This is a genomic window from Duganella sp. GW822-FHT06D06 (assembly GCF_058799615.1).
In genome coordinates this window covers 14,551-26,967 of sequence record NZ_JBXALQ010000015.1, presented here as the reverse complement: position 1 = coordinate 26,967, position 12,417 = coordinate 14,551, and the positions used below count along the sequence as shown (strand labels likewise).

The following is a 12,417-nucleotide window of genomic DNA, read 5'->3' as shown; positions in this document are numbered from 1 at the left end:
GGCGTTCCCATCAGCGCGGCGCCGCAGTTGGATCGACCAGCAATTGCTCGCCCGCTTCCAGGCCCGACAGCACTTGTGCCTGCTGCTGATTGCGCACGCCGATCTTCAACTGGCGCGCCTCGACCTGCCGGTTGGCGTTCAACACCTTGACCTCATACAAACCCTTCGCATCGCTCTTGCCCAGCAAATTGACTGGCAACAGCACCGCGTCCCTGGCCTGCGCGACGATAAATTGCACCTGGGTTGTCATGCCACTCATCAGCTCCAGTTCCGGATTGTTGACCTCGAACAGGACGTTGTAAAAAGTCTGCTGACCTTGTTGGCCCGTGCCTTCGGCCGGCACGGGAACGACCTGTCGCAGCTTGCCCGACCAGGTGCGGCCCGGATAACCGGGCGTCTTGAAATTGGCCGTCATGCCGCGTCGCAGCCGCGTCACATCGATTTCCGCCACGCGTGCCTGCACCGTCAATTGGGAAAGATCGGCGATGCGCATCAAGGGCACGGCCGCCTGCCCGGCGCTCGCCGTTTGTCCGGGGCGCGCATTCACGGCGACCACGGTTCCGGAAATCGGCGCCAGCACCTGCGTGTGCTGGCGGCTCTCCTCGTCGGATTTCAGCGTCGCTTCGAGTTGCTGGATCTGCGCGTTGATGGAGCCCAGCCGGGCGCGCGCCGAAGACAGATTCATGCGGCTCGATTCGAAGCTTTCTTCGCGGGTGGCATTTTGTGCCTTGAGCTGGGTCTGGCGCTTGAACTGTAGTTCGGCAAAGTCCGTCTGCGCCTGCTGGTCTGCCAGCTCGGCCTGCAGGCGCGCCATTTGGGCGCGATTGCTGGCGATCTGGTTGGCCTGGACCGCAGGTGACATTTCCATCACGACCTTGCCTTTCTGCACCGTATCGCCGACGGCAAACAGCACCTCTTTTATCTGGCCGGCCAGCGGGATGTCCACGTCCGCGAACTGATGGAATTGCAATTTTCCGGAGGCGTCGACCGTTTGTTGCAGGTCGCCGCGCTGCGCCGTCACGGTCTCTGCGGGGACGAGTGGCAGCTCCGTCGTGGCCGCCAACGGCGGCGCCTTCGGCTGTTGCGGCACTTGCGCCAGCACGCCGCCGGCGTGCAGCGCCAGCACGAGCGCGCCGGCCGTCAGGCCGCCATGCCGTCGGGGCCGGAGCGCGCCGGCAGGAATAGGGCGGCGAGCGCCATTTTTTTCATCGGTCACGGGATCTGGCAAGCAAGCGCCTTGCATCGTTAAAACAGCTGGCATTCTAGCGCATTCATGCGGCGACATCGCGCGCCGCATGCGCTGAATCGCCCCGGGTCTATCTACGCGTCAATTCCATGCCGTCGGTGGGGCAGATCCCCGGCTTGTCAAATTCGGCGACCGCATGGCCGGCCATGTGGGCGTGGCTGGCCATCTGGCAGACGTAGACCGGTTTTTTCTGCGCGGCCATGTCAACTGGAGGTGCTGCTGGCGCCGTTTGGCTTCTGCCGGATACACCGCTCGGCCATCGTCAATCTCGACCGCGTCCGTGCGCTGGAACTGTGCCCGGACGGCGAATATGAAATCGTCCTTGAGAGCATGCGGCGCCTGCGCATGAGCCGGCGATACCGCAAACCTGTGATGGATCGGCTGGGCTAGCGCAGGAGGGGCGAGCCATTGATGGACGGCCCGACGATGCTATGATGAAAATTGACGCTCATGCGCTTTCGCTAAAGGATGCCAGTTTTCTAGCCGCGATCTTGACGGTTATTTTTCAAAGAATGGTTACCCATGTCCGAAAACATTCCTACGCTGTACGAATGGCTGGGCGGCATAGACGCCCTGCGTCGCCTCCTGCACCTGGTCCAGCCAGCGGGTCTTCAGTTTGAACCGTACTGAAGACGAATAGTATGAGGAGCTACCGGTATGGTCAGCGACGAGTTTGCACACATCCCCAACATGCGGCTGCCGGAGTAATATGCTCTGGCCGTTTTTTGTAAGGAATATATGGTTTCAATCTGGGTGAGTGGCGTAGACAAGACCAGGCAAATCAGCGACTGGAAAATATGGTGGGGATCCAAACAGGGTGGGTTGATGCTGACTTGTATCTTCCCCTCTGGTAAATCCTTTCATAGTCCATTGAGTAATTGTCGAGTTGAACCTACCGTCATGCTGCCTGGAGGGCTGCTGTCGAGCAAAGGCGGTACGCTGTTCAAGGCGGTTGAGAACGTGTGGATCTACGGTGGACGGTTTGCCGCGGTTCAGTACCGAGAAAGCGCAACAATCAAAATCGTGCACCCAGACGATCTTGTCTTCAGTGCCGAAACAGCGATCAAGGATGGGGCGGTATTTCGCTATTTCGCCGCAGTTGCTCAGGCCAGGGTAGAGCAGGCGAGTGAGCAGAACCGACCGATTGCCGAGAACGTATTGCGCCAGCTTGATAAAGTGGTCCCGCATGAAGATACAGCGCTGCAAGCCTACTGTACGGCACAGAGCGGACTGCGCGAATCTGGCGGCGATTTCATTTACCCATTTGGCATCAATGAAAGCCAGTTGCAGGCGGTTGAGCAAGCGTTTTCGTCGCAAATCAGCTTGGTCGAGGGGCCGCCAGGTACGGGGAAAACGCAGACGATATTGAATATCGTCGCCAATGTCCTGCTGCGCAAAGGCACCGTCGCTATTCTGTCCAACAACAACCCTGCGGTAGAAAACGTCTACGAGAAACTTGGCGCGGCCGGGTTGGACTACCTGACCGCCAGGTTGGGCAGTGAGCAGAATCGGACCAGCTTCTTCAATGCCCTACCCACGGTTCCGGCGGAGCCTGAGCTCCCCGCGCTTGCCATGGATGAAATTCAAGCTGCGTTGCAAAAGCTGAAGCAGCAGCTTCATGCACAGGTCGCCGTGGCGCGCTTGCGGGCCGAGATTGATGAATTGACGGTGGAGCAGCGCTACCTGCTGCAATGGCAGCGCGAAAACCTGACCGAGGCGCCGGCGTCCCTGGAAAAATACCGGCTGTCGCCACAAGAGTCTTCGGACTTGATGGCATATCTCGCCTATCTCGCGGAACGTCGCATCAAGATCAAGGACAGGATCGAGCTCCTGTTTAAATTCAAGATCCTGCGGATGAAGCCTTTTAACAGCTGGGAAAAACGCAAGGCGGCGATCTTTGCCTTGCAGCTTGACTACTACGACAAAGCGCTACGGGACCGCGCGGCGGTATTGACGGCTCATCAGGAGGCACTGGAACGAGGTCACTTCGACACTCTGCTCAGTCAGGTGACCGAGTGGTCGATGGACTATCTCAAACAACATCTGCATCAGCACATCCCCGATGAACAAGATTTCGATGCCCGCAGTTATCGTTGGCGGTTTGACGGGTTTGTAAAGCGCTTTCCCATCATCGGCAGCAGCACGCATTCCATCATCAACTCGATCGGCCATGGTGCCTTGCTCGACTATGTGATTATCGATGAGGCTTCGCAGCAGGACATTGTTCCAGGCATCCTGGCCTTGGGTTGCGCCAGGAACCTGATCATTGTCGGCGACCGCAAACAGTTGCCGCATATTCCCACGGTCGTTGACATCGAGGCGCCGCTTGAATTCTACGATTGCGAGAAATACAGCCTGCTTGATTCGTGCGTCGCTGTCTTCGAAGGCGCCGTACCGAAGACGCTGCTGAAGGAGCATTACCGTTGTCATCCGAGGATCATCCAGTTCTGCAACCAGCAGTTTTATGACAACCAGCTTGTGCCAATGACGCAAGACGCCGCTGAAGAATCGTTGAAGCTGATCGTAACCGCCAAGGGGAATCACACGCGTAAGAATGCAAACCTCCGGGAGTTAGATTCGGTACAGAAGATCCTCAATTTGGATGGCGTGAGCGACTGGGATAGTGAGCACAGCCGAGGATTCATCGCGCCCTACAATGCACAAGTCACGCTCTCTCGCACCCGTCTGCCCGCAGGCTTCGTCAAAGACACGGTGCATAAATTCCAGGGCAGGGAGTGCGACGAGATCGTCTTTTCAACGGTGCTGGACAAGAAGTACAACAGCCAGCGAAATCTCGATTTCGTGGACGATCCCCATTTGGTCAATGTGGCGGTGTCGAGGGCAAAGAGAAAATTTACCCTGGTGACGGGAGATGATGTTTTTACCGCAAACAATGGCCACATCGCCGCGCTGGTGCGCCATATCGAGTACTACGCCGAGGAAAAACAGATCCATCGCGCCCCCGTCGTGTCGGCCTTCGATCTGCTCTACAAGGAATATGACCAGTCGCTTGAAAGATTGCGTCGCCGATTGAGCGCGAAGGATTCGCGCTACATGTCAGAGCAGATCGTGGCGCAAATTCTGCGCGAGGCGATGGACCGGGATGCATATCGGGCGATGACATTCCACTCCCAGATTTTTTTGTCCCAGTTGGCCTCGCCGGCCAATGAAACGTTGACTCCGCCCGAACGGGCGTTCATGAGAAACGGCGCCAGCTGTGATTTTGTGGTGTATTTCAAGGTCGGGAAAACGCCGCTCGGCGTGATCGAGGTTGACGGCGGGTCGCATGATACGGAGCAGCAGGTGGCGCGGGACGCGCTGAAAGACAGTATTCTGCGAAAGAGCGGTATCCCATTGCTCCGATTGCAAACAGTCGAGAGCTTCATTGAGGAACGGGTAGAGCGGTTCTTGGACCAGTGGGTGATGGGTAGCTCGGGCGACTAGTTGGACTGGCCGCCCCGATCCCGATTTTGAGTACGCTGCGTTTTTTTCGCGGCCATTTATCAAATCCGACAAGCCGGAGTAAGATTTTCCCCAGCGCCTGCTCCACCAATGCCGTCAACAGAAATAAGGAGCGCCTGGGGCCGGCGTTATGCAATTCACCAAGCGGCGTAACGAAATGTACCAACGGCCCGGTCTCCCATGCCGGATGCGCAGCGCAGGTGCTAGCATCCCGGCAATAACCAGACCAGGAGACCGTACCAATGCAACCCTTCCATCCCACCTGCCTGGCGGCACTCGCCACGATCTGCCTGCCGCTGGCGGCCGCATCGGCGGCCGACGCCGGCCACCCGGCGCCGCGCCGCATCGTGCTCGACGTGGCGCAGGCGCTCAAGCCGCTCGACCGCTTCTATGACCTGTCGGTCGGCTCCGACTACCCGGGCACGCTGCTGCGCGACGACAGCATGGCGCAGTTGCAGACCACGGTCGACGAGCTCGGCTTCCGCTACCTGCGCTTCCACGCCGTCTTCCACGACGTGCTGGGCACGGTGCGCATGGAGGACGGCAAGCTGGTCTATGACTGGACCAAGCTGGACCAGCTGTACGACCAGATGCTGGCGCGCCACATCAAGCCTTTCGTCGAGCTGGGCTTCACGCCCAAGGCGATGGCGACCTCGAACAGCCAGATCTTCTACTGGCAAGGCAACACCTCGCATCCCGATCCGGCCAAATGGAAGGACCTGATCGCCGCCTTCGTGCGCCACATCGAGCAGCGCTACGGCCAGGAGGAAGTGCGCAGCTGGTTCTTCGAGGTATGGAACGAGCCCAACCTGGACGGCTTCTGGGAACACGCCGACCAGAAGGCGTATTTCGAGCTGTACGACCTGACCGCCAACACCATCAAGTCCATCGATCCGGCGCTGCGCGTGGGCGGGCCTTCCACCGCCGGCGCCGCCTGGGTGCCGGAATTCCTCGACCATGTGGCCCATAGCGGCGCCGCCGTCGATTTCGTCACCACCCACACCTACGGCGTGGACGGCGGCTTCCTCAACGAGAAAGGCGAGGGCGACACCAAGCTGTCGCCGTCGCCGGACGCCATCGTCGGCGACGTGCGGCGCGTGCGCGAGCAGATCTCGGCGTCGAAGTTCCCGAACCTGCCGCTGTACTTCACCGAGTGGAGCACCAGCTACACGCCGCGCGACCTGGTGCACGATTCCTACATCAGCTCGACGTACATCCTCAGCAAGCTCAAGGCCACCAAGGGCCTGGTGCAGGGCATGAGCTACTGGACCTACAGCGACCTGTTCGAGGAGCCGGGGCCGCCGACCAAGCCGTTCGAAGGCGGCTTCGGCCTGCTCAATCCGCAGGGCATCCGCAAGCCCGCCTACTTCGCCTACAAGTACCTGCACGCGCTGAGCGGCAACGAGATCCCGGTCGCCGACGCGCAGGTGATGGCGTCCTCGGACGGCCGCAAGGTGACAGCGCTGGTGTGGGACTTCCAGCAGCCGGACCAGAAGGTCAGCAACCGGCCGTTCTACGGCCGCGTGGTGCCGTCGTCGCCGTCGGCGCCGCTGGCGGTGCGCATCAGCCACGTCAAGGCCGGCAAGTACCGGCTGCAGGTGCACCGCAGCGGCTTCCGCGCCAACGACGCCTACTCGGCCTACATCGAGATGGGCGCGCCGAAGACGCTGACCCCGGCCCAGGTCGAGCAGTTGCACGGGCTGACCCGCGACCTGCCCGAGACCGACCGCGTGATCCAGGTCGGCAAGCGCGGCGCGGTCGATGTCAAGCTGCCGATGCGCAGCAACGACGTCGCCCTGGTCACGCTGACGCGGCAGGACTGATATAGCCTACCGCCTCCTGCAAGTCGCTTGTTATTCCAGGCAGATCAGCATTTTAGCCCTGCGGCGGGCCCGGAATGGTTTTGGTGAAAAGGTCAAACCAGTCGTCGCCAAGGGGGGCGGATGGCGAAGCGAGACCAGGTGGGGGATCCATATCGAAAAGGACTAGCGCCATTCAGGCCTCAACTCCAATTGATAGGTCAGGCCGTCAGCGGGAATATCCGTGCGGTTTGCCCAGATGCCGGCAACGCGCCGCAGAGCCTCCACGCGACGATTGCGCGCTTGAGCAAGCGAGTTGTCCTTTGGCGTGTCTTTTGTTGCCGTGTCGATCGATTGCTCGTCTTCGTGGTGAATGAAGGCTGTCATAGCGCACCTCCTTGCTTGTCGATGTCAATTAGTGTAGCGCATTCCCTTGGGATCGTCATGGAACCATGAATTGCCAATCTTGCAAGCCTATCCCGGCCGCAAGATTTCAGTCTCCAGTCGATCGGCTCTTCACTGGTAAGTATCGGGCGCCCCGCCGCAACGACGAGGCGCTTACGCGGGTGGACGTCAGTTGGCCGAGGTGCCGTAGATGATGGTCGGCGACCATTTCTCCGGCGGCCAGGGCGCGTTGCGCGAGGTGGCCCGTGTGATCGATCCCGGCTCGGGACGCCGCCTGCAGGTGTACAGCACCGAGGCGGCCGTGCAATTCCGCGCCGGCGGCCCGCGCCTGGCGCTGCAGGGCCGGCGCGGCTTCTGTCTTTACGGCCAGCCCCGGCCTGGCCTGTTGAGCCAGGGCTGGACGCAGCTCATGCTGCGTCCGGGACAGATCTATCGCCAGACCACCGTCTACCGTCTACCGGCTATCGCTGCAGCGCTAGCCGGTAGCGGCTTACTTATTTCCCCACCACCTTGACCAGGCCTGGCGCCTGGCGCGACAGTTCGGCGTTGCCGCTCACGGTCAGGCGGCCCGTGCCGTCGTTCCAGTGCAGGCGGGCCAGCGTGCCCTTGCCCTTTTCGTAGTCGTAGGACACGCCGTCGTCGTCATACAGCGCAAAAACGCCGTCCTTGCCCGGATAGACCTTGATCTCGGCGATCGCCTGGCGGGTCGCGGTCGACTGGATGTCCACGCCCAGCGGCACGATGGAGCCGGCCCGGACGAACACCGGCATCTGCTCGATCGGTGCGGCCACCTTGACCCAGCGTCCGCCCGCCAGTTTTTCATTGGTCCAGAAGTTGTACCAGTCGCTGCCGGCCGGCAGGTAGACGTCCTTCTGCGTCTGCCCCTGCTCGGTCACGGGCGCGACCAGGAACGCCGGCCCGAACATGTACTGGGTGCCGATGTTGGCGACCTGCGGATCGTTCGGGAAATCCATCCACAGCGGACGCATGAAGGGCGCGCCGCTGTCATAGGTGGCTTTGGCCTGGCTGTAGATGTAAGGCATGAGCTGGTAGCGCAGCCGGTCGTAGCGGGCCAGGATGGCTTCGGCCTGGGGACCGAACTCCCAGAGTTCCGTGTGCTTGCGGTCGCCGTGCACGCGCAGTGTCGGCAGGAAGGTGCCGTACTGGAACCAGCGCGTGAACAGCTCCGGATAGTCGTGGTTCTGGCCGACGGTCTCGGTGGCGCCGGCCGGGTCGAGCAAGGGCGCCTTGCTGGCCTTGGTGGTCTGCGGCAGCCACTGCCAGCCGCCGATGTCGTTGCCCCAGTAGGCGATGCCGGACGCCGTCATGTTCAGGCCGCTTGGAATCTGCCGCGCCAGCGCTTCCCACGAGGGGTGGATGTCGGACGACCAGAACAGCGCGCCGGTGCGCTGCGCGCCCAGGTAGGCGGCGCGCGACAGGATCAGCGCGCGCTTGTTGGGCTTCCACGCGCGCATGCCGTCGGCCACGCCTTCGACGTGCAGCAACGGGAACACGTTGTGATAGCGGTCGCCGGAACCGATCGAATAGAAATAGCCGTCCGGTACCAGGTCCGGTTCGGTCTCGTCGAGCCACGGATAGTCGAAACCGTGCGCCAGGATGTTGTCGCGCGCGTGCTCCCAGTACCATTTGCGGGCCGCCGGGTTGGTGGCGTCGATCAGCGCGCCGGTGCGGTCGGAGCGGGACGGCAGGCCATCCACGGACTTGCCGTCTTTGTCCTTGAGGAAGTAGCCTTTCGCGTCGAGCTCGTTGTAATAGCGGCCCGCCGTCTCGAAGCGCGGCCAGATCGAAATGATGGACTGCATGCCGAGGCCGTGCAGTTCGCGGTTCATGGCGTCCGGATCGGGGAACTGGGCCGGATCGATGTCCAGCTGGCCCATGCGGGTCCAGTAGAACCAGTCGACCACCATGATGTCGAGCGGGTACTTCTTCTGGCGATAGGTGTTGGCGACGCGCAGCACTTCCTGCTGGCTGTCGTAGCGCGCCTTGGACTGTATCAGGCCGAACGCGGCCTTGGGCGGGATCGGCGTCCTGCCGGTCACGCGCGCATAGCCTGAATACAGCTCTTCCGGCGTATTGCCGGTGATGACGAAGAAGCTGACGCGCTCGCCCACGGTGGACTGGAAGCCGGTGCGGCCGTTGACGCCGGCGATGAAGCGGGTCGCCGACGGGTTGTCCCAGACGATGCCGTAGCCCCTGGAGGACACCATGAACGGCACGCACACCGTTTCGCCGGCCGGCGCGTCGTACCAGTGCTTGCAATCGACGACGCGGCCGCGCAGGTCGAGCGGGCCGGTCGATTCCTGGTTCTGGCCCATGCCGTAGTAATGCTCGTCGGCCGGCGCGCTGAACGAGGCGCCGGCCTGGTAGGTCTTCTCGGTATTGACGGTTTGCGGCGCCATCTCCCAGCCGGTCATGTCGAGCAGCAGCTCGCCTTTGGCATTCTTCACCTGCAGCGCCACCGGCGCCAGTTGCGGCGCGAAATACTTCTCGCCCATGGTCGGCACGCGCGGCGCCGGCGCCGGTGCGACGTGCAGGCTCAGCGCCGGCGAGGTGAAGCTGTCGCCGTCCTTGCCGCCGCTGTGGCGAAAAGCGGTGTTGTCGATGCCGGCCGGCAGGATGCCGTAGCCGGCGCCCTTCAGCGCCTCGGCCTTGTCGGCGGCGATCGTGACGCGGACCACGTTCGGGCCATAGGCCTCGACCGAGACCCAGGCGCCGTTGCGGTCCAGCGTGGCGATGGGCGCGCCTTGGGCGTTTGCCGCAGCGCCGAGCGCGAGCATGGAAATCGAGACGGCCAGTGTTTTGCGTCGCATGGACGCGGGGTGATGCTTATTCATAGTTTCTCCTGTGTTCGCGGGGGGATTGCTAGGGAACCAGCTTGCGCTCGCGCAGCCATTCTTCGGCGCGCTGCGGCCAGTTCGATGCTGTGCCCTGGCCGGTGCGCATCGTCGTGCCATGCCCGCCGTGCTCGAACAGCATCATCTCGGCCGAGCAGGGCGTTGCGCGAGCCGAGGTGGGCGACCGGCGGCTCCATCGCAATGACGGGATACATCAGCATGGCGAAGTCCGGCCGCGCGCTGACGGCGTCGAGCGCGTCGCCGCCGCGGCCGGCCGGCTGGTCGGCGTGGGCTGGCTGACGTTGTGGATCCGTTCGCCGGCCAGCCGTTCCGGTCCGGCCTGCGGCCTCGGTTGCGGCCGTGTATCGGGGGCGCCGTCGGGCCACAGCGTGACGACATTGCCTTGGGCGAGGGCGCCGGTCGAGGCCAGGAATAGCAGGGCCAGTATCCATGAACGCATGGGCTTGTTCTCCTTTTATATTTTTTTGTGCCCGCATTTTGCGGCGCCCCATGATTGCAGAGCCACCCGGGGACCGCAATTATGAAAATCACCGACCCGGTGTATGATTTGCCGCAATCCCTGGCGACGTTGCCGCGCGAAAGCCATTACAAATTTAGAAAGCCATCGCAATGTTGAATGACCTGCTCGAAGAAATGCTGTTCTGTGAATTTATGCTCGTGTGCGAATCCCATGACTGCCGCGCGTTCTTTGAATTCGAAGAAGTCGCCAACGATCCCATGGATGAGTGGGCCAAGCGGGCGACGGTCGCGGCGAGGGAATGCGGTTGGACCATCGGCCGCACGGGACTGGTGAAATGTGCCGCATGCGCCGCGCGCGTTGATTGATCCCGCGCCCATCCGCGTGCGGACAGCGATGGCCTTTTGATGGTATTTTTAATACTTTAAACCGTATTTGAAAGGTTACGCATGTCCGAAAACATTCCTACGCTGTACGAATGGCTGGGCGGCATCGATGCCCTGCGTCGTCTGACCTCGCGCTTCTACCAGCATGTCCAGCACGATACCTTGCTCGCTCCCGTGTTTGCCCATATGGGCGGCGACCATCCGGCGCACGTCGCCGCCTTTCTTGCGGAGGTGCTGGGCGGGCCCAGCGCCTACTCCGAGCAGCATGGCGGCCACCCGCATATGATTCAGCAACATCTGAACCGCCATCTCGGCCAGGAGCAGCGGCGCCGCTGGGTTGCGCTGCTGCTTGAAACAGCCGATGAGTTGGGCATGCCCGACGACCCGGAATTCCGCTCGGCGCTGGTCGGCTATCTTGAGTGGGGTTCGCGCCTGGCCGTCATCAACTCGCAGCCGGGGGCGCAGGCCGATCACGATGCGCCCATGCCCAAGTGGGGCTGGGGCGAAGTCAAGGGACCATATCGTGGTTAAAACGCGGCGCGTAGTGGCGGTGCTCACATTGCTCACCGGGTTGCTGGCAGGTGGCGCGGCATTGGCGAAGGATTTAGCGATCGAGGCGCCGAACGTGGTGCCGATCTCGCCCCGGCTGGTCACATCGGGCCAGCCCGGCGCCGAGGCACTTGCCGGCCTGGCCGCGCAGGGGTTCGGCGCAGTCATCTACCTGGCGCCGCCGACGGTGCCGGACGCCGTAGCCGGCGAAGCCGAGATCGTGCGCCGGCAGGGCCTTGAGTTCGTCAATATTCCCATCCGCTTCGGCAATCCCACCGAAGCCGACTTCCAGTCGTTCGTAGCGGCCATGGAGCGGCTGCGCGATCGCAAAGTCCTGGTCCATTGCCAGGTCAATATGCGCGCCTCCAGCATGACCTTCCTGTATCGCGTCATCGTCCTTCACGAGAAGCCCGAGCTCGCCTACGAGTCGGTCGCGCGGGTGTGGTCGCCGGAAGGGGCGTGGAAGAGCTTGCTGGTTTCCCAGCTGCGCAAAGCGGGCGTTCAGTTTGAACCGTTTTAACGGGGAATAGCGGTGGCCCGCAGGGCGGGCATACTCGCCGGGTATCGCAAGCATACCCAATCGGTGTTGGACCCGTTGTCCGAACTTGTCTACTCTGCCCAGGCAGCATCAGGGCATACAACAAAGACAATGACAACGGGAGACACCCATGCAACCATCTTCGTCCGATCAGGGCGTCGCGGCGTCGCGCTGGCGCGACAGTTCGCTGTCGGCGATCGCAGCCGGCTTGCTGGCGGTGCTGGTGTCGCTGGCCGGGCCGCTGGCGATCTTCTACCAGGCGGCGCTAGCGGGGCAGAAGTCGAACGAGATGTTCGCGTCCTGGGTATGGGGCATTTCGCTGGGCGCGGCGGCGGCCGGCATCTTCCTCAACTGGTCGCTGAAAGCGCCCGTCATCACCGCATGGTCGGCCCCGGGCACGGCGCTGCTGATTCCCCTGTTTCCCGCGCTGTCCATCCACGAGGCGGTGGGCGCCCACCTGACGGCCGCGCTGCTGTTGCTGGCGATCGGACTGTCCGGCGGCTTTGACCGGCTGATGTCCTATGTGCCCAAGGGCGTCGCCATCGCCGTACTGACCTTTCTCGCCACCGCCTCCGGCATGACCTTCCTCGGTCCCGGTTCGGCGTTCTGGGGCATTTTGATCGGCATGTTGGCGCACCGCGTGCTGCGCCCTGCCGCCGCCTGAATTTCACCACCCGTTATCACCACCCCGCAGCACCC

Annotated in this window: 13 protein-coding genes; 8 read left to right on the top strand and 5 right to left on the bottom strand. The window is 62.3% G+C overall.

The window, feature by feature from the left end; translation table 11 throughout:
- Window positions 1-10: 10 nt before the first annotated feature.
- Together AC1RMD_RS23470 and AC1RMD_RS23465 are read right to left on the bottom strand one after the other, a co-directional pair.
- Window positions 11-1,216, bottom strand: a complete 1,206-nt coding sequence (locus AC1RMD_RS23470) for an efflux RND transporter periplasmic adaptor subunit (protein WP_492929911.1) — start codon at window positions 1,214-1,216, stop codon at window positions 11-13.
- Window positions 1,217-1,316: 100 nt separating this feature from the next.
- Window positions 1,317-1,448 (bottom strand): hypothetical protein, encoded by a 132-nt coding sequence (locus tag AC1RMD_RS23465; RefSeq protein WP_492929909.1) that lies wholly within the window; start codon window positions 1,446-1,448, stop codon window positions 1,317-1,319.
- 11 nt (window positions 1,449-1,459) lie between these two features.
- Here AC1RMD_RS23465 and AC1RMD_RS23460 point away from each other — a divergent pair, with 11 nt between their 5' ends.
- The 3 genes from AC1RMD_RS23460 to AC1RMD_RS23450 all read left to right on the top strand — a co-directional run bounded on the left by AC1RMD_RS23460 (window position 1,460) and on the right by AC1RMD_RS23450 (window position 6,531).
- The gene (locus tag AC1RMD_RS23460) at window positions 1,460-1,636 is read left to right on the top strand and encodes a LytTR family DNA-binding domain-containing protein (protein ID WP_492929907.1); all 177 of its coding nucleotides are present in this window, start codon (window positions 1,460-1,462) and stop codon (window positions 1,634-1,636) included.
- Between the two features lie 348 nt (window positions 1,637-1,984).
- A complete protein-coding gene (locus AC1RMD_RS23455; RefSeq protein WP_492929905.1) occupies window positions 1,985-4,690 on the top strand; it encodes an AAA domain-containing protein in 2,706 nt (901 codons plus the stop codon).
- A gap of 260 nt (window positions 4,691-4,950) precedes the next feature.
- Window positions 4,951-6,531: a GH39 family glycosyl hydrolase gene (locus tag AC1RMD_RS23450; RefSeq protein ID WP_492929903.1), complete on the top strand. Its 1,581-nt coding sequence runs from the start codon at window positions 4,951-4,953 to the stop codon at window positions 6,529-6,531.
- A 162-nt stretch (window positions 6,532-6,693) separates the two neighbouring features.
- Here the strand turns inward: AC1RMD_RS23450 and AC1RMD_RS23445 are convergent, their stop codons facing one another.
- Complete coding sequence (locus AC1RMD_RS23445) at window positions 6,694-6,894, bottom strand: hypothetical protein (protein ID WP_492929901.1); 201 nt, start codon at window positions 6,892-6,894, stop codon at window positions 6,694-6,696.
- A gap of 208 nt (window positions 6,895-7,102) precedes the next feature.
- Here AC1RMD_RS23445 and AC1RMD_RS23440 point away from each other — a divergent pair, with 208 nt between their 5' ends.
- Window positions 7,103-7,426 carry a hypothetical protein gene (locus AC1RMD_RS23440; RefSeq protein ID WP_492929899.1) on the top strand — a complete coding sequence of 108 codons (324 nt, stop codon included), beginning with the start codon at window positions 7,103-7,105 and terminating at the stop codon, window positions 7,424-7,426.
- On the opposite strand, the gene AC1RMD_RS23435 is transcribed toward AC1RMD_RS23440, so the two are convergent.
- On the bottom strand, window positions 7,407-9,767 hold the full coding sequence (locus tag AC1RMD_RS23435; RefSeq protein ID WP_492929897.1) for a glycoside hydrolase family 31 protein: 2,361 nt from the start codon (window positions 9,765-9,767) through the stop codon (window positions 7,407-7,409). The genes AC1RMD_RS23440 and AC1RMD_RS23435 overlap by 20 nt on opposite strands.
- Before the next feature lie 214 nt (window positions 9,768-9,981).
- Complete coding sequence (locus AC1RMD_RS23430; protein WP_492929895.1) at window positions 9,982-10,227, bottom strand: hypothetical protein; 246 nt, start codon at window positions 10,225-10,227, stop codon at window positions 9,982-9,984.
- 170 nt (window positions 10,228-10,397) lie between these two features.
- On the opposite strand from AC1RMD_RS23430, the gene AC1RMD_RS23425 reads away from it, so the two are divergent.
- The 4 genes from AC1RMD_RS23425 to AC1RMD_RS23410 all read left to right on the top strand — a co-directional run bounded on the left by AC1RMD_RS23425 (window position 10,398) and on the right by AC1RMD_RS23410 (window position 12,382).
- Window positions 10,398-10,613, top strand: coding sequence for a hypothetical protein (locus tag AC1RMD_RS23425; protein WP_492929893.1), 216 nt, complete (start codon window positions 10,398-10,400; stop codon window positions 10,611-10,613).
- An 81-nt stretch (window positions 10,614-10,694) separates the two neighbouring features.
- Window positions 10,695-11,162, top strand: coding sequence for a group II truncated hemoglobin (locus AC1RMD_RS23420; RefSeq protein ID WP_492929891.1), 468 nt, complete (start codon window positions 10,695-10,697; stop codon window positions 11,160-11,162).
- The gene (locus AC1RMD_RS23415; protein ID WP_492929889.1) at window positions 11,155-11,700 is read left to right on the top strand and encodes a protein tyrosine phosphatase family protein; all 546 of its coding nucleotides are present in this window, start codon (window positions 11,155-11,157) and stop codon (window positions 11,698-11,700) included. The genes AC1RMD_RS23420 and AC1RMD_RS23415 overlap by 8 nt, the downstream gene beginning before the upstream one ends.
- 148 nt (window positions 11,701-11,848) lie before the next feature.
- Window positions 11,849-12,382 (top strand): benzoate/H(+) symporter BenE family transporter, encoded by a 534-nt coding sequence (locus tag AC1RMD_RS23410; RefSeq protein ID WP_492929887.1) that lies wholly within the window; start codon window positions 11,849-11,851, stop codon window positions 12,380-12,382.
- Window positions 12,383-12,417: the final 35 nt, after the last annotated feature.